The 23,032-nt window shown below is 59.3% G+C and carries 24 protein-coding genes and 1 tRNA gene; 19 read left to right on the top strand and 6 right to left on the bottom strand.

Going from position 1 to position 23,032, the window contains the following annotated elements; genetic code table 11:
* Positions 1–43: 43 nt before the first annotated feature.
* The 4 genes from ACUTQY_RS05030 to ACUTQY_RS05015 form a co-directional block, all read right to left on the bottom strand.
* Positions 44–928, bottom strand: coding sequence for an MBL fold metallo-hydrolase (locus ACUTQY_RS05030; protein WP_046687573.1), 885 nt, complete (start codon positions 926–928; stop codon positions 44–46).
* 25 nt (positions 929–953) lie between these two features.
* A complete protein-coding gene (locus ACUTQY_RS05025; protein WP_046687572.1) occupies positions 954–1,559 on the bottom strand; it encodes a hypothetical protein in 606 nt (201 codons plus the stop codon).
* Positions 1,560–1,986: 427 nt separating this feature from the next.
* A tRNA-Arg gene (locus ACUTQY_RS05020) sits at positions 1,987–2,061 on the bottom strand.
* Between the two features lie 129 nt (positions 2,062–2,190).
* Positions 2,191–3,117 carry a formate/nitrite transporter family protein gene (locus ACUTQY_RS05015; RefSeq protein ID WP_046687571.1) on the bottom strand — a complete coding sequence of 309 codons (927 nt, stop codon included), beginning with the start codon at positions 3,115–3,117 and terminating at the stop codon, positions 2,191–2,193.
* A 229-nt stretch (positions 3,118–3,346) separates the two neighbouring features.
* Between ACUTQY_RS05015 and ccmA the strand changes: the two genes are divergently transcribed.
* From ccmA to mlaA, 10 genes are all read left to right on the top strand, one after another.
* Entirely contained in the window at positions 3,347–3,979 is a 633-nt protein-coding gene (gene ccmA / locus ACUTQY_RS05010) for a cytochrome c biogenesis heme-transporting ATPase CcmA (RefSeq protein WP_046688525.1), read from the top strand.
* Positions 3,979–4,638, top strand: a complete 660-nt coding sequence (ccmB, locus tag ACUTQY_RS05005) for a heme exporter protein CcmB (protein WP_025303731.1) — start codon at positions 3,979–3,981, stop codon at positions 4,636–4,638. The genes ccmA and ccmB overlap by 1 nt, the downstream gene beginning before the upstream one ends.
* 120 nt (positions 4,639–4,758) lie before the next feature.
* Entirely contained in the window at positions 4,759–5,496 is a 738-nt protein-coding gene (locus tag ACUTQY_RS05000; RefSeq protein ID WP_042785127.1) for a heme ABC transporter permease, read from the top strand.
* A complete protein-coding gene (ccmD, locus tag ACUTQY_RS04995; RefSeq protein WP_033651976.1) occupies positions 5,493–5,729 on the top strand; it encodes a heme exporter protein CcmD in 237 nt (78 codons plus the stop codon). Before ACUTQY_RS05000 ends, ccmD begins: the two co-directional genes overlap by 4 nt.
* Positions 5,726–6,220 carry a cytochrome c maturation protein CcmE gene (ccmE, locus tag ACUTQY_RS04990; RefSeq protein WP_046687569.1) on the top strand — a complete coding sequence of 165 codons (495 nt, stop codon included), beginning with the start codon at positions 5,726–5,728 and terminating at the stop codon, positions 6,218–6,220. Before ccmD ends, ccmE begins: the two co-directional genes overlap by 4 nt.
* Positions 6,217–8,187 carry a heme lyase CcmF/NrfE family subunit gene (locus ACUTQY_RS04985; RefSeq protein ID WP_033632468.1) on the top strand — a complete coding sequence of 657 codons (1,971 nt, stop codon included), beginning with the start codon at positions 6,217–6,219 and terminating at the stop codon, positions 8,185–8,187. Before ccmE ends, ACUTQY_RS04985 begins: the two co-directional genes overlap by 4 nt.
* Positions 8,184–8,735, top strand: coding sequence for a DsbE family thiol:disulfide interchange protein (locus ACUTQY_RS04980; RefSeq protein WP_033643916.1), 552 nt, complete (start codon positions 8,184–8,186; stop codon positions 8,733–8,735). The genes ACUTQY_RS04985 and ACUTQY_RS04980 overlap by 4 nt, the downstream gene beginning before the upstream one ends.
* The gene (locus ACUTQY_RS04975) at positions 8,732–9,199 is read left to right on the top strand and encodes a cytochrome c-type biogenesis protein (RefSeq protein WP_046687568.1); all 468 of its coding nucleotides are present in this window, start codon (positions 8,732–8,734) and stop codon (positions 9,197–9,199) included. Before ACUTQY_RS04980 ends, ACUTQY_RS04975 begins: the two co-directional genes overlap by 4 nt.
* Entirely contained in the window at positions 9,199–10,413 is a 1,215-nt protein-coding gene (gene ccmI / locus ACUTQY_RS04970; protein ID WP_033651975.1) for a c-type cytochrome biogenesis protein CcmI, read from the top strand. Before ACUTQY_RS04975 ends, ccmI begins: the two co-directional genes overlap by 1 nt.
* Positions 10,414–10,441: 28 nt before the next feature.
* A complete protein-coding gene (mlaA, locus tag ACUTQY_RS04965) occupies positions 10,442–11,200 on the top strand; it encodes a phospholipid-binding lipoprotein MlaA (RefSeq protein WP_033643913.1) in 759 nt (252 codons plus the stop codon).
* Positions 11,201–11,317: 117 nt separating this feature from the next.
* Here mlaA and fadL read toward each other — a convergent pair whose 3' ends face one another.
* Complete coding sequence (fadL, locus tag ACUTQY_RS04960) at positions 11,318–12,640, bottom strand: long-chain fatty acid transporter FadL (protein WP_033651974.1); 1,323 nt, start codon at positions 12,638–12,640, stop codon at positions 11,318–11,320.
* Positions 12,641–13,045: 405 nt separating this feature from the next.
* Between fadL and ACUTQY_RS04955 the strand changes: the two genes are divergently transcribed.
* From ACUTQY_RS04955 to sixA, 4 genes are all read left to right on the top strand, one after another.
* Positions 13,046–13,342 (top strand): YfcZ/YiiS family protein, encoded by a 297-nt coding sequence (locus ACUTQY_RS04955; RefSeq protein ID WP_072145088.1) that lies wholly within the window; start codon positions 13,046–13,048, stop codon positions 13,340–13,342.
* Positions 13,343–13,537: 195 nt separating this feature from the next.
* A complete protein-coding gene (gene fadI / locus ACUTQY_RS04950; RefSeq protein WP_046687567.1) occupies positions 13,538–14,848 on the top strand; it encodes an acetyl-CoA C-acyltransferase FadI in 1,311 nt (436 codons plus the stop codon).
* A complete protein-coding gene (gene fadJ, locus ACUTQY_RS04945; RefSeq protein WP_047025283.1) occupies positions 14,848–17,013 on the top strand; it encodes a fatty acid oxidation complex subunit alpha FadJ in 2,166 nt (721 codons plus the stop codon). The genes fadI and fadJ overlap by 1 nt, the downstream gene beginning before the upstream one ends.
* A gap of 389 nt (positions 17,014–17,402) precedes the next feature.
* A complete protein-coding gene (gene sixA, locus ACUTQY_RS04940) occupies positions 17,403–17,885 on the top strand; it encodes a phosphohistidine phosphatase SixA (protein WP_004936230.1) in 483 nt (160 codons plus the stop codon).
* A gap of 69 nt (positions 17,886–17,954) precedes the next feature.
* Here sixA and smrB read toward each other — a convergent pair whose 3' ends face one another.
* Complete coding sequence (gene smrB, locus ACUTQY_RS04935) at positions 17,955–18,485, bottom strand: endonuclease SmrB (RefSeq protein WP_025303720.1); 531 nt, start codon at positions 18,483–18,485, stop codon at positions 17,955–17,957.
* A 170-nt stretch (positions 18,486–18,655) separates the two neighbouring features.
* Here smrB and prmB point away from each other — a divergent pair, with 170 nt between their 5' ends.
* The 5 genes from prmB (at position 18,656) to ACUTQY_RS04910 (ending at position 23,021) form a co-directional block, all read left to right on the top strand.
* Positions 18,656–19,588 carry a 50S ribosomal protein L3 N(5)-glutamine methyltransferase gene (prmB, locus tag ACUTQY_RS04930; RefSeq protein WP_025160157.1) on the top strand — a complete coding sequence of 311 codons (933 nt, stop codon included), beginning with the start codon at positions 18,656–18,658 and terminating at the stop codon, positions 19,586–19,588.
* 65 nt (positions 19,589–19,653) lie between these two features.
* The gene (gene aroC / locus ACUTQY_RS04925) at positions 19,654–20,739 is read left to right on the top strand and encodes a chorismate synthase (protein ID WP_033643909.1); all 1,086 of its coding nucleotides are present in this window, start codon (positions 19,654–19,656) and stop codon (positions 20,737–20,739) included.
* A gap of 5 nt (positions 20,740–20,744) precedes the next feature.
* Positions 20,745–21,572, top strand: a complete 828-nt coding sequence (mepA, locus tag ACUTQY_RS04920; RefSeq protein WP_025303719.1) for a penicillin-insensitive murein endopeptidase — start codon at positions 20,745–20,747, stop codon at positions 21,570–21,572.
* A 3-nt stretch (positions 21,573–21,575) separates the two neighbouring features.
* Complete coding sequence (locus ACUTQY_RS04915; RefSeq protein WP_025303718.1) at positions 21,576–22,382, top strand: sulfite exporter TauE/SafE family protein; 807 nt, start codon at positions 21,576–21,578, stop codon at positions 22,380–22,382.
* Positions 22,383–22,463: 81 nt separating this feature from the next.
* Positions 22,464–23,021, top strand: a complete 558-nt coding sequence (locus tag ACUTQY_RS04910; RefSeq protein WP_033651970.1) for an elongation factor P hydroxylase — start codon at positions 22,464–22,466, stop codon at positions 23,019–23,021.
* Positions 23,022–23,032: the final 11 nt, after the last annotated feature.

Below are 23,032 nucleotides of genomic sequence, written 5' to 3'. Positions count from 1 at the left end.
GATAGCCCCTCCCTGTAAGGTTTAAGAGAGACGATGATTAGTATTATATGTTAACTGAACCGATATAGCGCCCTAGTTCTACGTTGTCAGCATATTCGTTATCAAACTTATCATTTTGATAATTTTCACAGGAAACATAGAAATGAACTTTACGGCCGACACACTCCATAGTAACATCACCGGCACGATTCTGTGTAATTGTCTTGTAACCCGTATAGTAATGCAAATGACGAGAGGGAGCCTCGCCGATAATGATCACTTTGGGTTTAATCTTATCTAGCCAGGAATTAGGGATTTTCCCCGAATCTCGGCCATGGTGAGAGGCGAAAACAACGGTGGTTTCCTGTAATTCTATATCATCGACGATATTTTCCATAAATTCAGTTTCTAAATCCCCTAGCCACATCACGCTTGCACCATCGTTCAGTTTATAGCGGACAACAGCAGAAATGTTATTATAACTTTCGCCGCGCTCGCTGGCGTTCAATGCGTCAGTAAAATGCGGGTTGTCTGTTTTTGGCCAAAGAATAGACAAGCCTGCGCTTTTTCTTGCTTCGTCGCTAAGGTTCATCCACTTACGTTTACAGTTTTTTGAAATATAAAATGCTTTATCTCCATCTCGCAATTCACAATATTTTTTAAAGGAAACGGTTTCTTCCGCTTTGATGGCCTTATTCTTGACTACATAAAAGTTGTATATCTTGAATGCGGCATCAAGAAGCTCAATTCCGCCGAAGTGGTCTTCATCCGGATGCGTGCTGATAAAACGGCTTATTCCCTTGTCGGCAGCCTGCTTCTTTATATCTGCGATGATGCTCTCTGCATTATCGCGGTTGATATGGCAATCAATGATCGTAAAATTATCGGTGTTATGCCTAATATAGAACATATCGCCATTGCTGACGGAGAAGCTTTTTATTAATGACATGGACTTTCCTTATTCCTGAGAATGATTATTTCTTCGAAGCCTCAATGGCCAGCGCCGTGCAGACTAAGCGGATGCCCATCTGCTGAGCGGCGATTGCGCTCATGAGGTATTGAATCAGAAAGACGATGATGATCGGCCAGATCGTCACTTCCGTATGAGTAGCACGCAAGATCACTGGCAGAATAATGAGGAACAAAAACGATATTGTCGCCAGATCGCGAAAAAGCAGAAAGCGTTTATTGATATCCTGAATGGCTTCTTCTTTATGATGCTTTCTATAAATTCTATACCACTCAACGTTTTGTTCTCTGGCAGTGGAAGGCAAGGGGGTTATATTTTCTTGTAGCCATCGCTCATCAATACGATTGTCACTATACATATATTTACTGAATGCCCTGTGACCCGGCAAGGCATACTTAAACCGCCAGAAGGCGAGTGACGCCTTGGCGTCCGGCGGGATAACCGTAGATAGCAGAAGTAATAAGGGAGGAGCTAAGAATGTACTGGCTATTTTGGCTATTTCTATACTTTCCGATAACGAGACTTGCTGTATCATGACTGAAGCCAATATGCTGATATCAAAGGCCAAGAATGCGCCAAGCCAGCCAATGAGTCCTTTCTTTATCGACATTTAAATACCAATGATTTTTAATGGGAGATGATGTATTTCGGGAATATATCAGCAGGGCGTTTTTTTTCAATTAAACAATTCGGTTTTTCTAAATTAAGTCTTTAATTTTATCGCGAGCGTTTCTACTTGCTATTTAATTTGGTTTTTATATGTTTTCTTGTTTTTTTGACTGTTTTTTATCGTGAGGGTGAAACTTAACTTTTATTTAATTTATGCTTTTTATGGTTAATTCGTTAATTAATTTAAAATTTTAATGTTTTAGCTAAATTTATTCTTTGGGGTGATTTTTACCGTGAATTTATATGTAGTTTTAATGGTTCTTTCGTTAGTCTTGGTCGATGAATTTCTATGGAGGGCTTTAGGGGACGGTGCACGATGAGTGGCACAGTGGCAGAGTGGCGATAGCCCGGCAAGAGGTAAGGAAAAATGGCGTCCCCGACTGGAATCGAACCAGTAACTAGCCCTTAGGAGGGGCTTGTTATATCCGTTTAACTACGGGGACGCTGCGGACCGGCAACCGAAGCTGCCGGGGCATTATACCTTTTTTTACCCGCAGAATAAGCGCTTAGCGGCGCGTTTGCTCAATACCTCGCCAGTTCGCGCCGAAATTTCCTCGGCTAACCGACGGCGATCACGGTTTTTCCCCGCCGTGGCGCCGTTTTTCCTCTTGCAGGCGCGCCGCCTTATTTTTGGCGCTCAAATCGTTGCGGATTTGCGCGTGGCTTATCAGCGCAAAGATAAAAGTGCCGCCGATGATGTTGCCCGCCAGCGTCGGCAGGGCGAACGGATAAACGAATGCTTGCCATTCCATCGCGCCGTTGAACACCAGATACAGGATCTCCACCGAGCCGACCACGATATGCGTCAAATCGCAAATCGCCACCAGGTAGGTCATCAACACGATCACCCAGATTTTCGCCGCGCCGGCGGCCGGGAACATCCATACCATGGTGGCGATGATCCAGCCGGCCAGGATGCCGTTGGCGAACATTTCTCCCGGCGTATGGCGCATCACCTCTTCGCCCAGACTGATGAAGGCGCGGCGCGTTTCGGCGTCGAACAGCGGCATATGGGTAAACGCCAGTGCCGCCAGCGCGGTGCCGATCAGATTGCCGAGCAGCACCACGCCCCACAGGCGCAGTAGGATAAGCAGGTTGCGCGGCGTGGGCTTATGCATGATCGGCAACACCGCCGTGACGGTGTTTTCGGTAAACAGCTGCTGGCGCGCCATAATGACAATGATAAAACCGAAGGTGTAGCCGAGGTTCTCAATGAAAAAGCGGCTGGGATCGTCCGGCAAGCGGGCGTGGAAAATGCCTTTCGCCGCCAGCGAGGCGCCCATCGACAGCCCGGCGGCGATCGCCGACCACAGCAGCGCCAGCCCGTCGCGCTCCAGCTCTTTTTCGCCTTCCATCCGGATCTGCTCATGCACCGCTGCCGCGCGCGAAGGCAAATTTTCTTCCCTGACTTCGATTTCGCGTTTGCCCTGTTCCTGCTCTTCGCTCTCTACCTGCATTGTCTCATCCGGCTCGTGCTCCTGGCGTGGCTGTTCGTTCATGCTGTCGCTCCTGCTCAATAAGGGTGAGTTCACGTCATTAAGCGTAGTTGCCCGGTCTAAATGCGGCGAAATACAGAAAAAGGTAACAAGAGTTAAAATCCGCCGATTTTTTCCACGCATTCTTGATCCTGCTCGCCATATTGGCCCCTCGGCGCGCCCGCCGCAGGCTGCGTGCGGGGAAAGGCTTATGCTATGATTCGCTATCCCAAAGAAAAATATGAGTTCCCTGATGCTGGAAGCCAAAAGTCTGAGTTGCGTGCGCGATGAGCGCATCCTGTTTAGCGAGCTAAGCTTTTCAGTTCAGCCGGGCGATATCATTCAGGTAGAAGGGCCGAACGGCGCGGGCAAGACCAGTTTGCTGCGCATCCTCGCCGGTCTGGCGCGGCCGGACGGCGGTGAGGTGTGCTGGCGCGGGCGCAACACGTTGCGCGATCGTGCGGGTTACCAGCAAGATTTGCTGTTTATCGGCCATCAACCGGGCATCAAAGCCGTATTGACACCCTTTGAAAATCTGCAGTTTTATCAGGCGGTGCGCGGCGCGGTCGAGCATCAGGCCATCTGGCGCGCGCTGGAGCAGGTGGGGTTGGTGGGGTACGAAGATCTGCCGGTGGCGCAGCTTTCGGCCGGGCAACAGCGGCGGGTGGCGCTGGCGCGATTGTGGCTCAGCGCGGCGCCGCTGTGGATCCTCGATGAACCCTTGACGGCAATCGATAAACAGGGCGTGGCCGAGTTGATTAGCCTTTTTGAACAACATGCGCAGCGGGGCGGCATGGTATTGTTGACCACGCATCAGGATTTGGCCGGCGTCAGCCAAACGGTGGGCAAAATTCGTTTGGCGGAACACGACGCGGGGAGTTTGTGATGTTTTTGACTCTGGTGCGTCGCGAATTGAAGATCGCCTGCCGTAAAGGGTCGGAGATCGTCAACCCACTGTGGTTTTTCCTGATTGTGATCACGCTGTTCCCGCTGGGGATTGGCCCTGAACCGCAGCTGCTGGCGCGCATTGCGCCGGGCATCGTGTGGGTGGCGGCGCTGCTGGCTTCGCTGCTGTCGCTGGAGCGGCTGTTTCGCGACGACTTTCTCGACGGTTCGCTGGAGCAGCTGTTGCTGCTGCCGACGCCGCTGCCGATGACGGTGCTGGGCAAAGTGTGTGCTCACTGGGTTGTGACGGGATTGCCGCTGCTGATCCTGTCGCCGCTGGTGGCGCTGCTGCTGTCGCTTGATATGCAAACCTGGCTGGCGGTGGCGGGTACACTGCTGCTCGGCACGCCGACGCTGAGTCTGATCGGCGCTATCGGCGTGGGGCTGACCGTCGGCCTGCGCAAAGGGGGCGTGCTGCTCAGCCTGCTGGTGCTGCCGCTGTATATCCCGGTGCTGATCTTCGCCACCGGCGCGATCGACGCCGCCTCGATGGGCATGCCGATCGACGGTTATCTGGCGATACTCGGCGCGATGCTGGCGGGCAGCGTGACATTGGCGCCGTTTGCCACCGCGGCGGCGCTGCGAGTGAGCGTGCACTAGCTAACGTATTGAATGAACAGACGGGGCAAGGCCGACAAGAGCGTACCCCGCAGAAGATTTTCGCCGTTTCGAACGCTCGGAGCGGCCGACGCATAAAAATTACCGTGAGCACTGACGACAATGTGGAAATGGTTACATCAACTGGCGCGGCCCGAACGGCTGTATCACGTCTGCGGCCGCTTTATCCCCTGGCTGGGGCTGGCGGCGGCGGCCTGCCTGCTGCTCGGCTGGGCATGGGGCTTTGGCTTCGCGCCGAAGGATTATCAGCAGGGCGACAGCTTCCGCATCATTTATATTCATGTGCCGGCGGCCATGTGGTCGATGGGCATCTACGCCTCGATGGCGGTGGCGGCGTTTATCGGCCTGGTGTGGCAGATGAAAATGTCCGATACCGTGGTGGCGGCGATGGCGCCGATCGGCGCGGTGTTCACCTTTATCGCGCTGGTGACCGGCTCCGCCTGGGGTAAGCCGATGTGGGGCACCTGGTGGGTATGGGACGCGCGGCTGACCTCCGAGCTGGTGCTGCTGTTCCTCTATATGGGCGTCATCGCGCTGTATAACGCTTTTGAAGACCGCCGCCTGGCGGGCCGGGCCGCCGGGATTCTGGTGCTGGTAGGCGTGGTGAATATCCCGATCATCCATTTCTCTGTCGAATGGTGGAACACGCTGCATCAGGGGTCGACCAACATGCAGCAATCCATTGCGCCCAGCATGCGCACCCCGCTGCGCTGGGCGATCCTCGGCTACCTGCTGTTGTTCATTACGCTGACGCTGATGCGCCTGCGCAATCTGATCCTGTTCCAGGAGCGCCAGCGCCCGTGGGTCGCCGGGCTGGTGAATAAGGAGCGTCAGTCATGAATGCCGCGTTCGATTCCTGGCCGGCGTTTTTCGCCATGGGCGGTTATGCCTTCTATGTCTGGCTGGCGGTTGCCGTCACGCTGATTTCGCTGTTGGGGCTGGTGGCGCACACCGTCTGGCAGCGGCGGCTATTGCTCGCCGAGATCGGCCGCCGTCAGGCGCGCGAGCGGCGCATTCGCCATGCGCAACAATCAAAACAAAAATCCGCCGCACCGCGGGAGAAATCATTGTGAATCCACGTCGTAAAAGCCGCCTTTATCTGGCGATCGTTGTGCTGATCGGCATCGCGCTGACCGCAACCCTGATGCTGTACGCGCTGCGCTCCAACATCGATCTGTTCTACACCCCGGGTGAAATCCTGCAGGGCAAGGGCGAAAACCATGAGAAGCCCGAGGTCGGCCAGCGGCTGCGCATCGGAGGCATGGTGATGCCGGGCTCGGTGAAACGCGATCCCAATACGCTGCAGGTCAGCTTCAAGATTTACGATGCGCGCGGCGCGATCGGCGTGACCTACACCGGCATTCTGCCGGACCTGTTCCGCGAAGGGCAGGGCGTGGTGGCGCAGGGCGTGCTGGGCGAGGGCAACGTGGTCAACGCGCGCGAAGTGCTGGCCAAACACGATGAGAAATACACCCCGCCGGAAGTGGCCGACGCGATGAAAGAGAATCACCAAGGGCCGGCGGAAGCGTATAACGCGCCGCAGGCGGAGGGCGCCAAGTCATGATGCCGGAACTGGGCAGTTTTCTGCTGTGCCTGGCGCTGGCGATCGCGCTGCTGCTGAGCATTTACCCGCAGTGGGGCGCGGCGCGGCAGGACAGCCGCATGATGGCGGTGGCCCGCCCGCTGACCTACGGCATGTTCGCCGCGATTGCGCTGGCGTTCCTGTGCCTGGTGCATGCCTTCGTGGTTAACGACTTTACCGTCGCCTACGTGGCCACCAACTCCAATACCCAACTGCCGGTGTATTACCGCATCGCCGCCACCTGGGGGGCGCACGAGGGTTCGCTGCTGCTGTGGGTGCTGCTGCTGAGCTGCTGGTCGCTGGCGGTGGCGTTGTGCAGCCGTGCGATGCCGCAGGATGCGGTGGCGCGAGTGCTGTCGGTGATGGGGATGATCACCGCCGGTTTCCTGCTGTTTATCATCATGACCTCCAACCCGTTCACCCGCACGTTGCCGAATTTCCCGATTGACGGCAGCGATCTCAACCCGCTGCTGCAGGATATCGGCCTGATCTTCCACCCGCCGCTGCTGTACATGGGCTATGTCGGTTTCTCGGTCGCCTTTGCGTTCGCCATCGCCTCGCTGATGGCCGGCCGGCTCGACACCGCCTGGGCGCGCTGGTCACGCCCGTGGACCACCGCCGCCTGGGTGTTCCTCACGCTGGGCATCGTGCTCGGATCGGCCTGGGCCTACTATGAGCTGGGCTGGGGCGGCTGGTGGTTCTGGGATCCGGTGGAGAACGCTTCCTTTATGCCGTGGCTGGCCGGCACCGCGCTGATGCATTCGCTGGCGGTGACCGAGAAACGCGGCACGTTCAAAGCCTGGACGGTGTTGCTGGCGATCACCGCTTTCTCGCTGTGCCTGCTGGGCACCTTCCTGGTGCGCTCCGGCGTGCTGGTCTCGGTGCACTCCTTCGCCTCCGACCCGGCGCGCGGCATGTTTATTCTCGCCTATCTGGTGATCGTCATCGGCGGTTCGCTGCTGCTGTACGCGGTCAAGGGCGGCCAGGTGCGCAGCCGGGTGCAGCACGAGACCTTCTCGCGCGAGACCTTCCTGCTGGGCAACAACGTGCTGCTGATCGCCGCCATGCTGGTGGTGCTGTTGGGCACGCTGCTGCCGCTGGTGCACAAACAGCTGGGGCTGGGCAGCATTTCGATCGGCGAGCCGTTCTTCAACACCATGTTCACCTGGCTGATGGCGCCGCTGGCGCTGCTGTTGGGCATCGGGCCGCTGGTGCGCTGGCGCCGCGATGAGCCGGGCAAGCTGTGGCGCCGCCTCGGCGTGGCGCTGCTGGTGACGCTGGTGCTGTCGATTCTGCTGCCGTGGCTGTTGCAGGACAGCATCGCCGGCATGACGGTGGTGGGCCTGATTATGGCGCTGTGGGTGATCATCCTGACGCTGATGGAGCTGCATGAGCGCGCCACCCATCGTCACGGTTTCTGGCGCGGCCTGCGGCAGCTGTCCCGCAGCCACTGGGGCATGGTACTCGGCCACCTCGGCGTGGCGGTGACGGTGATCGGCATCGCCTTCAGCCAGAACTACAGCGTGGAGCGCGACGTGCGGATGAAGGCCGGCGACAGCGTGGATATCCACAACTATCACTTTGTGTTCCGCGACGTGCACGACATTCGCGGCCCGAACTACAGCGGCGGCGTCGGCATCATCGACGTCACGCGCAACGGCAAGCCGGAGGCGACGCTGCACGCGGAGAAACGCTACTACAGCGTGGCGCGCAGCATGATGACCGAGGCGGCGATCGACGGCGGGTTCAGCCGCGATCTGTACGCGGCGCTGGGCGAGGAGCTGGAAGACGGCTCCTGGGCGGTGCGTCTGTATTACAAACCCTTCGTGCGCTGGATCTGGTTCGGCGGCGTCTTTATGGCGATTGGCGGCCTGCTGTGCATTCTCGATCCGCGTTATCGCATGAGCAAAAAGCTCAAGCGCGAAGGCAAGCTGGAGGCGCAATCATGAAGCGTAAGCTGCTGTTTATCCCGTTGGTACTCTTCCTGCTGCTGGTGGCGGCGCTGATGGTGCAGCTGACGCGCAACGCCGGCGGCGAAGATCCGACCATGCTGGAGTCGGCGCTGATCGGCAAACCGGTGCCGACCTTCAGGCTGGAATCGTTGGATCAGCCGGGCAAAACCTACGATCAGGCGGTGCTGCGCGACGGCAAGCCGATATTGCTCAACGTCTGGGCCACCTGGTGCCCGACCTGCCGCGCGGAGCACCAGTATCTCAATACGCTGGCGGCGCGCGGCGTGCGGGTGGTCGGCCTGAACTATAAAGACGATCGCGCCAAGGCGGTGACCTGGCTTAATTCCCTCGGCAATCCCTATGCGCTCAGCCTGTACGACGGCGACGGCATGCTGGGGTTGGATCTCGGGGTGTACGGCGCGCCTGAGACCTTCCTTATCGACGGTCAGGGGATCATTCGCTATCGCCACGCCGGCGACATGAACGAGCGCGTCTGGCAGCAGGAAGTGCTGCCGCTGTATAGAAAGTACGGGGGTGAGGCATGAGGCTGATTGCCCTGCTGTTCGCCGCATTGCTGAGCTGGAGCGCCGCTGCGGCGATCGATACCTATCGCTTCAACTCCGTTGAGCAGGAGCAACAGTATCGCGAGTTGACCGAACAGCTGCGCTGCCCGAAATGCCAGAACAACAGCATTGCCGATTCCAACGCTATTATCGCCGCAGACATGCGCACCAAGGTGTACGAGCTGATGATGCAGGGGCAAAGCAAGCAGCAGATCATCGATTACATGGTGGCGCGTTATGGCAATTTCGTCACCTACGAACCGCCGGTAACGCCGGCGACGCTGATCTTGTGGATCGGCCCGCTGCTGTTCGTGCTGATAGGCGGGGCGGTGGTGATCCTGCGCACCCGTCGTAAGCCCGATGCGGCGGCGGATGATGAATTCTCCGAACGGGAACGGCAGCGCCTGGCGGCGTTGTTGCAAGAGACTGACAGGAAGAAACCCTAATGGCTTTTTGGCTGATTATTTGCGTGTTGCTGGCCGGCGCCGCCGCGTTGCTGGTGGTGCCGGCGATGCGCCACGGCAAGCAGAGCGCCGCTACGCGCGATGCGCTGAACAAGGCGTTCTATCAGGATCGCCTCAGCGAACTGGAGCAGGACGAGCAGCAGGGCGTGGTGGCCGAGCGCCCGGAGCTGGTTAAAGAGCTGCAACAGAACCTGTTGAACGACATCCCCGTCGAACAGGCAGAGCAGGCGAAACCGATCAACCGTTGGGCGTTAGTGCCGGGCGTGCTGTTATTGCTGGCGGTGACCGTTGGCTTTTATCTGAAAACCGGCGGGTTGGCGCAGGTGCTGGATTGGCGTCTGGTGCAGGCGCAAATGCCGGAATTGCGTGAGCGCGTCGCCAATGAGCGCGCCAAACCGCTGAGCATGGAAGAGATCGCGCGCCTCGGGCTGGGGCTGCGCACCGAGCTACAGCAGGACGATCGCAATATCAATGACTGGATGATGCTGGGGCGCGTCGGCATGGCGTTGAACAACGCCACCACCGCCACGCAGGCATTTGCTCATGCCTATCAATTGGATCCGAATAGTCTGGAAGTGCGGCTCGGCTATGCCGAGGTCTTGACGCGATCCAACGATCCGGAGGATAACAAGCAGGCGACGCAGCTGTTGCGGCGCATGATCGCGGAAAATCACAGCGATCCGCGGGTGCTCAGCCTGTTGGCGTTCAACGCTTTCGAACAGGGCGATTTCAAACAGGCGATCGGCGCCTGGCAAGTGATGCTGCAGCTGCTGCCGGCTAACGATCCGCGCGCGGAAGTGATAAAGCGCAGTATTGCACAAGCAAAAGCCCAGGCCGGCGGAGAAACTGTTAAACTGAATGTGACTGTTTCACTGTCACCGCAGGCGGCGAAAGCCATGCCGCCGCAGGGGACGCTGGTTATCTCGGTGACCGACGGCGTCAGCCCGGTGCCGGTCGCGGTAAAACAATTGCCGTTGAGCCGTTTTCCGCTGTCTTTCTCTCTGGACGACAGCAACGCCATGATGCCCGAGCGTCTACTCTCGGCACAGCATCAGGTGCAGGTGCGTGTGCGCCTCTCACAGGACGGATTGGCCACGCCGCAGCCGGGGGACTGGTTCGGCGAAAGCTCGCTGCAGACATTCAGCGGCAAAGAGCAGGTTAGCGTTCAGATAAACAAGCAGGTCCCTGAAAAATAAGACCGAACGTGTTTTTATGGAGAAAAATATGAACTTTCGCCTGACTGGGGTGGCATTCGCAGCGGCATTACTGGTGGGCTGTGCCAGCGCGCCAGACAATGAGCCGCAAGGGCGTTCCGATCCTCTGGAAGGATTTAACCGGACGATGTTCGACTTCAACTACAACGTCCTGGATCCTTATATCCTGCGTCCGGTCGCGGTGGCCTGGCGTGACTACGTGCCGATGCCGGCGCGTAACGGCATCAGCAACTTCACCTCCAACCTGGAAGAGCCGGCCAGCATGGTCAACGCCTTCCTGAAGGGCGATCCTTACCGCGGGATGATCCACTTCAACCGTTTCTTCCTGAACACCCTGCTCGGGATGGGCGGCCTGATCGACGTGGCCGGCATGGCCAACCCGAAACTGGCGCGCGAAGAGCCGAACCGTTTCGGCAGCACGTTGGGGCATTACGATGTGGGCTACGGTCCGTACGTGATGCTGCCGGGCTACGGCAGCTTTACCCTGCGTGAAGACGGCGGCGACTTTGCGGATACGCTGTATCCGATGCTGAGCTACCTGACTTTCTGGATGTCGGCGGGCAAATGGGTGGTCGAGGGTATCGAAACCCGCGCTCAACTGCTGGATTCCGACGGCCTGCTGCGCAACTCCTCCGATCCTTATGTCATGGTGCGCGAAGCTTACTTCCAGCGCCACGACTTCATCGCCAACGGCGGTTCGCTCAAGCCGGAAGAGAACCCGAACGCCAAGGCGATTCAGGGCGATCTGGACGAGATCGACTCGCAGTAACCGCCGGCCTTATGCCCATGAAAACCCGCCGTCTGGCGGGTTTTTTTACGCCCGCGGCGAGCGACAGGCAAAGAAAAAGCGCCCCGCGGGGCGCTTTGGCATCCATCTCAAGCGAGATTAGAAGCGGTAGTTGAAGTTGGCGCCGTACAGCCAGGCCTTGCCTTCGGAGGTGAAGGTGTAAGGACCTTCATTGATGGTGACTTTCTGGCCGTGCATGTAGGACACGCCGACGTCAACCGAGGCGTCTTTGTTGAACGCATAGGTAGTACCGGCACTCAGCCAGAAACGGTCCTGATCGGGAATGGAGATCGAACGGTTTTGGGCAGGCACCGGGCTGTCATCGAAGGCGATACCGGTACGGAAGGTCCAGTTATCGTCGTAGAAGTAGGTGGTGCCGAGCGCGATGCGGTAAGCGTCTTTGAAGCCTTCATGCTTCTGGAACAGCGTCTGGCCGTTGTTGCCGGTGGCTTTCAGCTCCTGGAACTGGCTCCAGCTGGTGTAGGCCAGGCTGTAGTGAACGGCCCACTGCGGCGCCACTTTGTTGTAACCGGACAGCTCCCACATTTCAGGCAGGTGCAGGCTCAGAGAACCCGGGATGGTGGTGCCGTTGGTGCCCCATGGCAGGCCTTGAGAGGCCAGCAGCGGGTTGAAGGCTGAAGGCAGGCTGCTCTTGTAATCGCCGTCGAAGTCGATTTTGACTTCAGAGCGATAGGTGAAGCCGTAACGGTTGTTTTCATCCACTTCGTAGAGAATACCGGCGTTCCAGCCGAAGCCCCATTCGTCGCCTTTCAGGTGAGAAATTTGGGTATCTGCCGGGATCTGCGAAACCGGGCCGGCCAACTGTGGCGGCAATTTGCCTGAACCGGCGATCAATTTTGGCAGATCGCCGGCGTAACGCTCGAGTTTAGCCTTGGCGTAGACGGCGTCAAAACCCAGACCGAAGCTGAAGTTTTTGTTCAGGCGATAAGCGCCGCTCAGGTTCAGGTTCAGGGTTTCCAGATCGGTTTTGCCGCCCATGGAGCCCGCCGCATAACCGTTGTTGTATTCGGTCGCCAAACCGAAGTTGCTGGTGACCGAGCCGCCTACGGCGAATTGATCGTTAATCGGGTGAACATAATGCAGGTTCGGCACCCAGGCGGTCGGCGCGATGTTTTTCGCATCCAGACTGGCGCCGGAAGGGGATTGGCCACTGATATCGACGTCCGGATCGATGAAGACTGCGCCGAAAGAGAGTTCCGGGCGGGTATACATCATCAGCAACGCCGGGTTGCGGCTTGCGGAGGCCGCCGTATCCGCCATGGCGCCTTCGCCAGAATACGAACGTCCTAAACCAGCTGATGAGAACTCATTCAGCTGGAATCCTGCGGCAGACACGTTTGAAGAAATAATTGCCACTGCAGCTGCGAGAGCTGATTTAGTCAATAGGTTTTTCTGGCTCATGACCAAAACCTCATTATGTGTTTATTATTTAAACTATTGTTACACGAAGTAACAAGGAGCGCGGGATTGTAGGGTCCGTTATCGTTCAGACAAATCAGACCAGTGGCTGAAGTATAGGTCTGACCTGTGAAAATGTTGCAAGTTTGTTTTTGAAATATTTCCACTCTGATATCAAAAAAGAGATCTGCTTAACAAAAAGACAGTGGTAAATAACAAAATTCTTACCATTTCTTAGCAGGCGCTCATTTTTATTTGTGATTTCCATCACTTAAAACACCCAGTAAAAGTAAGTGCTAGTGATTGCCGGCTTGGGAGCGTAAAATACCCACAGAATTTTGTGGCTTTGCGCCGGTGAATAAAACGGCAATTTGGGCTGATAACAGAGGCCCTTGAGGAGAACCAACCATGTCAGATGCAATTAATAAATGCAGCGCCCAGGAAACCGCCGCGTGTTGCTGCGTGGATGTCGGCACCGTGATGGATAACACCGATTGCACCGCATCCTACAGCCAGGTGTTCAGCAATCAACAAGATGCGGAGGCGATGCTGGCGGCCCTGAGCGAAAAGGCGCGCGCGGTCGAATCCGATCCCTGTGACATCAGCAGTAGCATTAAACCGGTTGACGGCGGCGTACAATTGGAAGCCGATTTTACCTTCGCCTGCCAGGCGGAAACCCTGATCTTCCAGCTCGGCCTGCGTTAATCCCCGCTTTACCCCCGGCGCCGCCTGCTGCGCGCCGGGGATTTCCTTCCCCGTGCCGCCCCGATAGAAAGTGCGCCTGCTCGCAGTTTTGCTCTCTGCCGGTTTGCCAAATGTAACCGTTTGGTTAACAATGACCTCATCAGGTCAGACCTCTTTCTGCCCATTGCGCTGACGTTATTTTCTTCAGGAGCATTTATGAGTAAGGCACTGCCGTTGGTGACCCGTCATGGTGACCGCATTGCGATTGTGAATGGACTGCGTACCCCCTTTGCCAAACAGGCGACTGCCTATCACGGCATTCCGGCGGTGGATTTAGGGAAAACGGCGGTGAGCGAGCTGTTGGCGCGCAGCGGTATCGAGCCGCAGCTTATCGAACAGCTGGTGTTCGGCCAGGTGGTGCAAATGCCCGAGGCGCCGAACATCGCGCGTGAAATCGTGCTCGGCACCGGCATGAGCGTCCATACCGACGCCTACAGCGTGTCGCGCGCCTGCGCCACCAGCTTCCAGGCGATCGCTAACGTGGCGGAGAGCATCATGGCCGGCAGCATCAGCGTCGGCATCGCCGGCGGGGCGGATTCGTCTTCCGTCTTGCCGATCGGCGTCAGCAAGGCGCTGGCACGCACGCTGGTGGACGTCAACAAGGCGCGCACGCTGTCGCAGCGTCTCAAACTGTTCAGCCGGCTGAAATTCCGCGATCTGATGCCGGTGCCGCCGGCGGTGGCGGAGTATTCCACCGGCTTGCGCATGGGCGATACCGCCGAACAGATGGCGAAAAGCCACGGCATCACCCGTGAAGCGCAGGATGCGCTGGCGCACCGTTCGCATGAGCTGGCGGCCAGGGCCTGGCAGGAGGGGTGGCTGCGCGATGAGGTGATGACCGCCTACGTGCCGCCGTACCGCGCACAGCTTTCTGAAGACAACAACATCCGCAAAGACTCCAGCCTGGCTTCCTACGCCAAGCTGAAACCGGCGTTCGATCGCAAGCACGGCAGCGTCACTGCGGCCAACAGCACGCCGTTGACCGACGGTGCGGCGGCGGTACTGATGATGAGCGAATCGCGCGCCAAAGCGCTGGGGCTGCAGCCGCTCGGCTATCTGCGCAGTTTCGCCTTTGCCGCCATCGACGTGTGGGAAGACATGCTGCTGGGGCCCTCCTACGCCACGCCGCTGGCGCTGGATCGCGCCGGCATCGGCCTGGCCGATCTGACGCTCATCGACATGCATGAAGCCTTCGCCGCGCAAACGCTGGCCAACCTGAAGATGTTCGCCAGCGAAGCGTTCGCCCGCGAGAAGCTTGGCCGCAGCCAGGCAATCGGCGAAGTGGACATGGACAAATTCAACGTATTGGGCGGTTCTATCGCCTATGGTCACCCGTTCGCCGCCACCGGCGCGCGCATGATTACCCAGACGCTGCGTGAGCTGAAACGCCGCGGCGGCGGGCTGGGCCTGACCACCGCCTGCGCCGCCGGCGGGTTAGGGGCCGCGATGATCGTGGAGGTGGAATGATGAGCGTCGAAAACGCATTGCACGAGCAGCGCGCCAAACCGTCGGCCTTTCAACTGACGATCCGCCCCGACAACATCGGCGTGATCACCATCGACGTGCCGGGCGACAAGGTCAATACGCTCAAGGCCGAGTTCGTCGAACAGGTTAACGACGTGCTGATCCGCGCGCAGCAGCATACTGCGCTGGAAGGGCTGGTGATCGTTTCCGGCAAGCCGGACTCGTTTATCGCCGGCGCTGATATCACCATGATCGCCGCCTGCACCAGCGCCAAAGAGGCGGAAACGCTGGCCAAGAAAGGGCAGAGCACGCTGGCGCAGATCGCCGCCTTCCCGGTACCGGTGGTGGCGGCCATCCACGGCGCCTGCCTGGGCGGCGGGCTGGAATTAGCGCTGGCCTGCCACGGCCGCGTCTGTTCGCTGGATGACAAAACCGCGCTCGGTCTGCCGGAAGTGCAGCTGGGCCTGCTGCCGGGCTCCGGTGGCACTCAGCGCCTGCCGCGCCTGATAGGCGCCGCCAAGGCGCTGGACATGATCCTGACCGGCAAGCACATTCGCGCCCGCCAGGCGTTGCGCATGGGGCTGGTGGACGACGCCGTGCCGCAATCGATTTTGCTGCAGACCGCCATCGAGCGGGTGAAACAGGGCTGGAAGCATCAGCGCGAGCTGCCGTGGCAGGATCGTCTGCTCAACGGCCCGCTGGGCAGAAATCTGCTGTTCAGCATCGTGCGCAAGAAAACGTTGGCGAAAACGCACGGCAACTACCCGGCGGCGGAGCGCATCATTCAGGTGGTGCGCACCGGGCTGGATCACGGCAGCGCCAGCGGCTATGAAGCCGAAGCGCGCGCCTTTGGCGAACTGGCGATGACGCCGCAATCGGCGGCGTTGCGCAGCCTGTTCTTCGCTTCCACCGCGCTGAAAAAAGAGCGGGGCGGCGATGCTCAGCCGCGCGCCTTGCATCGCGTAGGCATTCTCGGCGGCGGCCTGATGGGTGGCGGCATCGCCTGCGTCACCGCCACGCGCGGCGGTTTGCCGGTTCGCATCAAAGACATCAATGAAACTGGCATCAATCATGCGCTGAAATACAGTTGGGACGTGCTCGGCAAGCGGGTGCGCAGCAAGCGCATGCGCCCGGCGGAACGGCAAAAACAGATGATGCTGATCTCCGGCTCTACCGATTACACCGGCTTCGAGCAGGTGGATATCGTGGTCGAGGCGGTGTTTGAGGATCTGGCGCTGAAGCAGAAGATGGTGGCCGAGGTCGAAGCGAACTGCGCGCCGCATACCGTGTTCGCCTCCAATACTTCCTCGCTGCCTATCGGTCAAATCGCCGAACAGGCCCAGCGGCCGCAGCAGGTGATCGGTCTGCACTACTTCAGCCCGGTGGACAAAATGCCGCTGGTGGAAGTGATCCCGCACGCCGGCACCAGCGAACAAACCATCGCCACCACCGTGGCGCTGGCGCACAAGCAGGGCAAGACCGCCATCGTGGTGGGCGACAGCGCCGGTTTTTATGTCAACCGCATCCTGGCACCGTACATCAACGAAGCGGCGCGCTGCCTGCTGGAAGGCGAGCCCATTGAATCGCTGGACAAAGCGCTGGTGGACTTCGGCTTCCCGGTCGGCCCCATCACCCTGTTGGACGAAGTGGGCATCGACGTCGGCACCAAGATCATTCCGGTGCTGGTCGAGGCGCTGGGGCCGCGCTTCGCCGCGCCTGCCGCGTTCGATGCGGTGCTGAAGGACGGGCGCAAAGGGCGCAAGAACGGCCGCGGCTTCTATCTTTACCCGAGCGAGGGGCAGCAGCGTCAGCGGCGTAAGCGCGCGGACACCTCATTGTATACGTTGCTCGGCGTCACGCCGAAGGCGCACATGCTGCCGGCGACCATTGCCCAGCGCTGCGTGATGATGATGCTGAACGAAGCGGCGCGCTGTCTGGATGAAGGCGTGATCCGCAGCGCGCGCGACGGCGACATCGGTGCGGTATTCGGCATCGGTTTCCCGCCGTTCCTTGGCGGCCCGTTCCGCTATATGGATGAACTCGGCGCCGAGAAAGTGGTGAAGACGCTGGACTACCTGCGTCAGCAGCACGGCGAGCACTTCGCGCCGTGCGAGCGCCTGCAGCGCATGGCGCAGCAGGGCGAGCGTTTCTACCCGCTGGGGAGTTGAACGCAGGGCGGCCCGATTTGCACTATAGTTGCAACAGGGCCGCGTTGTGATCGCCATCACTCCTTGCGACAGCGTCAGCCCGTGAGGCTGTACAGCAAGGCTGCGGCAGCGTTAAGTTAGCTTGAGCGCCATCAATAATTTTCATGGCGAAAAGGTTAAAATTTAACCCGTTGAATTGATTGTTCTATGAGCAATCGAGGTTTGCCCGGGGAGGATTGCTGTAAAAAACAGCATTTTCTTTACGCAAACTTTCAGGCAAAATGCCCGGCCGCCATAAAGAGACGGCGCGTTATCGTTTTAAAGCTTTGGCTTTGGGGTTGTAAAACTCGGCGGTACAGCACGCACGGCGTTTCTGTATAGCGTTACTTTGTCAACAACAGCGGTGCAATATGCAAGTTTTGATTATGCGTCACGGAGAGGCGGCGCTCGAGGCAGCCAGCGATGCGGTAAGGCCCCTTACCCTGTGCGGCCGCGACGAGTCCCGTCAGATGGCGGCCTGGTTGAACACCAAGTCTGTAGATATTGAACGCGTGCTGGTCAGCCCCTATCTGCGGGCCGAACAGACGCTGGCGACGGTGCGTGAAGCCTTGACGCTGCCGGAGGGCGAAGAAGTGCTGCCCGAACTGACGCCGGGCGGGAACGCCGAACAAGTCGGCAGCTATCTTCAGGCGCTGGCGATGCAAGGGGTGAGCTCGGTGCTGATCGTGTCGCACCTGCCGCTGGTGGGGTATCTGGTGGCGGAACTGTGTCCGGGCGAGTGCCCGCCGATGTTCGCGACCTCGGCGATCGCCAACGTCGATCTGCCGGCGGACGGCAGCTACGGCAAATTTGAATGGCAGGTCAGCCCGTCGCAGGTGATGGCCAAAGTGTGAGCCGCAGATGCGGTGCGGAATAAACTCAGGGCGATGTCTGACATCGCCCTGAGTCGTTTCTGCGAGAGGCTATTCTGCCAGCTCCACCAACAGCAGGACGGCGGCGTTGCCGCCCCATTCCTTCGGCGCCTGATGGAACGCCAGCACGTCGGGATGCTGCGCCAGCCACAGCGGCGTTTGCTGTTTGAGAATGTGTTTGCCGTGCCCGTGCATCACGCAGGCGCAGTGCACATGCTCGCGTTTGCAGGCGGCGATCAGCGCCCCCAATTCCTGCTTGGCCTGCAGCTGAGTCAGGCCGTGCAAATCAAGAAACAGCTCCGGCGAATAATCGCCGCGTCGCAGCTTCTTCAGCTCATACGGGCTGCTGCCGGGGCGCACGTAGCGAGTCGGGCCTTCCTCTTCCAGCTGCGGCTGATATTCATCTGAAAAATAATAGCTGGCATCGACCTGCTCCTGCAGCAGCCGCTGCGGCGCGACCTGTTTGACCTTGAGCTTCGGCGGGCGGTGGACGATGGTGTCCTGGCGCAGCTTTTTTGCGCCCGCCACCGACTCTCTGAAGAGCTGTTGTTCGTCTTTGCTCAGAGGGGGCTTGTTCTTCATGCTTCATTCACCGGAAATCGTTTATTTCGCTAGTTTACCTTGTGAATGAGCGCTGTCGACGCAAAACTCGGGCCAGAGTGAAAAGCGCGAGGGGCGCGCGTGATTTGTCGCGGGCTTCATGGCAAACTATGCGGCTAAATCATGAAACACAGCGCCTGCCGGAGGGCAAATTGGACAAAATTTTCGTCGACGAAGCAGTGAACGAACTGCACACCATTCAAGATATGCTGCGCTGGACGGTAAGCCGTTTCAACGCCGCCAATATCTATTATGGTCACGGAACCGACAATCCGTGGGACGAAGCGGTGCAATTGGTGCTGCCAAGCCTGTTTCTGCCGTTGGACATTCCGGAGGACATGCATACCGCTCGTCTGACTTCCAGCGAGCGCCATCGCATCGTTGAGCGCGTGATCCGCCGCGTCAACGAGCGTATCCCGGTCGCCTACCTGACCAACAAGGCCTGGTTCTGCGGCATGGAATTCTACGTCGACGAACGCGTGCTGGTGCCGCGCTCGCCGATCGGCGAGTTGATCAACGATCGTTTCAGCGCGCTGATCCCGCACCCGCCGCGCCATATTCTCGACATGTGCACCGGCAGCGGCTGCATCGCCATCGCCTGTGGCTACGCTTTCCCGGAAGCGGAAGTGGACGCGGTGGACATCTCCAGCGAAGTGCTGGCGGTGACCGAGCGCAATATTCAGGCGCACGGCGTCGAGCACCAGGTGATCCCGATCCGTTCCGATCTGTTCCGCGACGTTCCCGCGATCCAGTACGATCTGATCGTCACCAACCCGCCGTACGTCGATGCGGAAGACATGTCGGATCTGCCGCAGGAGTTCCGCTTTGAGCCGGAACTGGGGCTGGCGGCGGGCAGCGACGGCCTGAAGCTGGTGCGCCGCATCCTGGCCTGCGCGCCGGACTACCTGACCGACGACGGCGTGCTGATTTGTGAAGTGGGCAACAGCATGGTACATCTGATGGAACAATATCCGGACATCCCGTTCACCTGGCTGGAATTCGAAAACGGCGGCGACGGCGTGTTCATGCTGACCAAACAGCAGCTGGTGGATTGCAAGGATCACTTCAGCCTCTATCGCAGCTAAGCCGCATTTCCAAGGCCCGCATGGCGGGCCTCATAACGATAAAAGACTAACGGTAAGGAGCCGTGATGGCAGGAAACAGTATTGGGCAGATTTTCCGCGTCACCACCTTCGGTGAATCTCACGGGGTGGCGCTGGGTTGTATCGTCGACGGCGTGCCGCCCGGCATCCCGCTCACCGAAGCCGATTTGCAACACGATCTGGACCGCCGTCGTCCGGGCACCTCGCGTTACACCACCCAGCGTCGCGAACCGGATCAGGTGCGCATTCTCTCCGGCGTATTCGAAGGCGTGACCACCGGCACCAGCATCGGTCTGATCATTGAAAACACCGATCAGCGCTCGCAAGACTACAGCGCCATCAAAGACGTGTTCCGTCCCGGGCATGCCGACTACACCTACGAACAGAAATACGGTCTGCGCGACTATCGCGGCGGCGGCCGCTCTTCGGCGCGTGAAACCGCCATGCGCGTCGCGGCGGGCGCTATCGCCAAGAAATACCTGCAGCAGAAGTTCGGCGTGCAGGTGCGCGGCTATCTGGCGCAGATCGGCGACGTGACCTGCGAGCTGAAAGACTGGGATCAGGTCGAACAGAACCCGTTCTTCTGCCCGGATCCGGACAAGCTGGAAGCGCTGGACGAACTGATGCGCGCGCTGAAAAAAGAGGGTGACTCCATCGGCGCCAAGGTCAGCGTGATTGCGGAAAACGTGCCGGTTGGCCTGGGCGAGCCGGTGTTTGACCGCCTCGATGCCGATCTGGCGCACGCGCTGATGAGCATCAACGCGGTGAAAGGCGTGGAGATCGGCGACGGATTCGCCGTGGTGACCAAACGCGGCAGCGAAAACCGCGATGAAATCACCCCGGAAGGCTTCCAAAGCAACCATGCCGGCGGCATTCTCGGCGGCATCAGCAGCGGCCAACCGGTGATCGCGCATCTGGCGCTGAAGCCAACCTCCAGCATCATGGTGCCGGGCCGCACCATCAATCGCCACGGGGAAGCGGTGGAAATGGTGACCCGCGGTCGCCACGATCCGTGCGTGGGCATCCGCGCCGTACCGATCGCCGAAGCGATGATGGCGATCGTGTTGATGGATCACCTGCTGCGCCAGCGTGCGCAAAACGGTGATGTGGTTTCCGACGTGCCTCGCTGGTAATCGCCATGAAAAACTGGATGTTGGGCCTGGTGGCCCTGACGGCCTCCGCTTCCGCCATGGCGCTGACGCCGTGGCAGAAAATCGACCATCCGGTGGCCGGCGCGCCGCAGGCGGTGGGCGGTTTCGCCAACGGCTGCATCATCGGCGCGCAGCCGTTGCCGCTGAATTCACCGGACTATCAGGTGATGCGTACCGACCAGCGCCGCTATTTCGGCCATCCGGATCTGCTGGCGTTCATACAGCGTCTCAGCAGCAAAGCGAACCAGAAAGCGCTGGGCACGGTGCTGATCGGCGACATGGCGATGCCGGCCGGCGGGCGCTTCAGCAGCGGCCACGCCAGCCACCAGTCTGGGCTCGACGTCGACATCTGGCTGCAGCTGCCGCGCCAACGCTGGAGCGCGCAGCAATTGCTCAAGCCGCAGCCGATCGACCTGGTGTCGGGCGACGGCAAACAGGTGGTGGCGAGCCAATGGCAACCGCAGATTGAGTCGCTGATCAAACTGGCGGCGCAGGATGCGGACGTGACGCGCATCTTCGTCAACCCGGCGATCAAGCAGCGTCTGTGCCTGGACGCCGGCGCCGATCGCGCCTGGCTGCACAAGGTGCGGCCGTGGTTCGGCCACCGTGCGCACATGCACGTGCGTCTGCGTTGTCCGGCCGGCAGCCTGGAGTGCCAGGAGCAGGATACGCCGCCGCCGGGCGATGGCTGCGGCGCCGAACTGGCGAGCTGGTTCGTACCGCATCAGCCGAACGCGAAGCCGGGCAAACCCGTGCCGCCGCCGTTACCGCCTACCTGTCAGGCATTGCTGGATCACCATTTCTCAGCGGAATAACACATGGACTGGTTCGTCATTGGCCCCGAGATGCTCGGGGTGTTGTTTGCGGTAGCGCTGCTGGCGGGGTTTATCGACTCCATCGCCGGCGGCGGCGGATTACTGACGGTGCCGGCCTTGCTGGCAGTGGGGGTTCCTCCGGCGCAGGCGCTGGCGACCAATAAGCTGCAGTCGGTCGGCGGCTCTTTCTCCGCCAGTCTGTACTTCATTCGTCGGCGAGCGGTGAACCTCAACGACCAGAAGCTGACGATTTTTCTGACGCTGATCGGCTCGATCGCCGGTGCGATTCTGGTGCAGCACATGCGCGCCGATTTGCTGCGTCAGATGTTGCCGCTGCTGGTGATCGGCATTGGTCTCTATTTCTTGTTGATGCCGCGACTGGGTGAGGAAGATCGTCAACGCCGCCTCGGCGCCTTGCCGTTCGGGCTGGTAGCCGGCGGTTGCGTCGGGTTTTACGACGGTTTCTTCGGCCCCGGCGCCGGCTCATTCTACGCGTTGGCCTATGTGACGCTGTGCGGTTTTAACCTCGCCAAGTCCACGGCGCATGCCAAGGTGCTGAACTTCACCTCCAACGTCGGCGGGTTGGCGCTGTTCATCATCGGCGGCAAGGTGGTGTGGAGCATCGGTCTGGTGATGCTGGTGGGGCAGGTGCTGGGGGCGCGTCTGGGGGCGCACATGGTGCTGACCCGCGGGCAGAAGCTGATTCGGCCGATGATCGTGATCGTCTCGCTGGTGATGAGCCTCAAGCTGCTGTACGACAATCACGGCGCGGAAATTCAGCAGTGGTTGACCGCCTTGGTGCACGGTTAAAGATGAAGAGGGGGCGTTGCTTACGCGCCCTGTCTTATCGGGTATAATGGCCTCTTTATTTTTGTGGTTATAGAGTTTTTTATGTCAGACACGCAGACCCGCCATCATTATGAGCAGTTGATCGAGATCTTCAATCGCTGCTTCAGCGATGACTACAACACCCGCCTGGTGAAGGGAGACGACGAACCGATCTACCTGCCGGCCGACGACGAATTGCCGTATCACCGCATCGTGTTCGCCCACGGTTTCTACGCCAGCGGCCTGCACGAAATTTCGCACTGGTGCATCGCCGGTGAAGCGCGCCGTCAACTGGTGGACTTCGGCTATTGGTATTGCCCGGACGGGCGCGACGCGCAAACCCAGAGTGAATTCGAAGCGGTGGAGATCAAACCGCAGGCGCTGGAATGGATGTTCTGCGTGGCGGCCGGTTTCCCGTTCAACGTCAGCTGCGACAACCTGAACGGCGACTGCGAGCCGGATCGCATCGCCTTCCAACGCAAGGTGCGCGCCCGGGTATTGGCGCTGCTGGAGCAGGGAATACCCACAAGGCCTGCGCGCTTTATTCAGGCGTTGCAATCGTTCTACAATACGCCACCGTTGGCGGCCGAGCACTTTCCGTATCCGGAAGATCTCAACTGACGCCACAGCCC

Source organism: Serratia sp. TSA_130.1 (genome assembly GCF_052691795.1).
The sequence above is the reverse complement of the archived record's forward strand: the minus strand, read 5'-3'. Positions and strand labels throughout refer to the sequence as shown.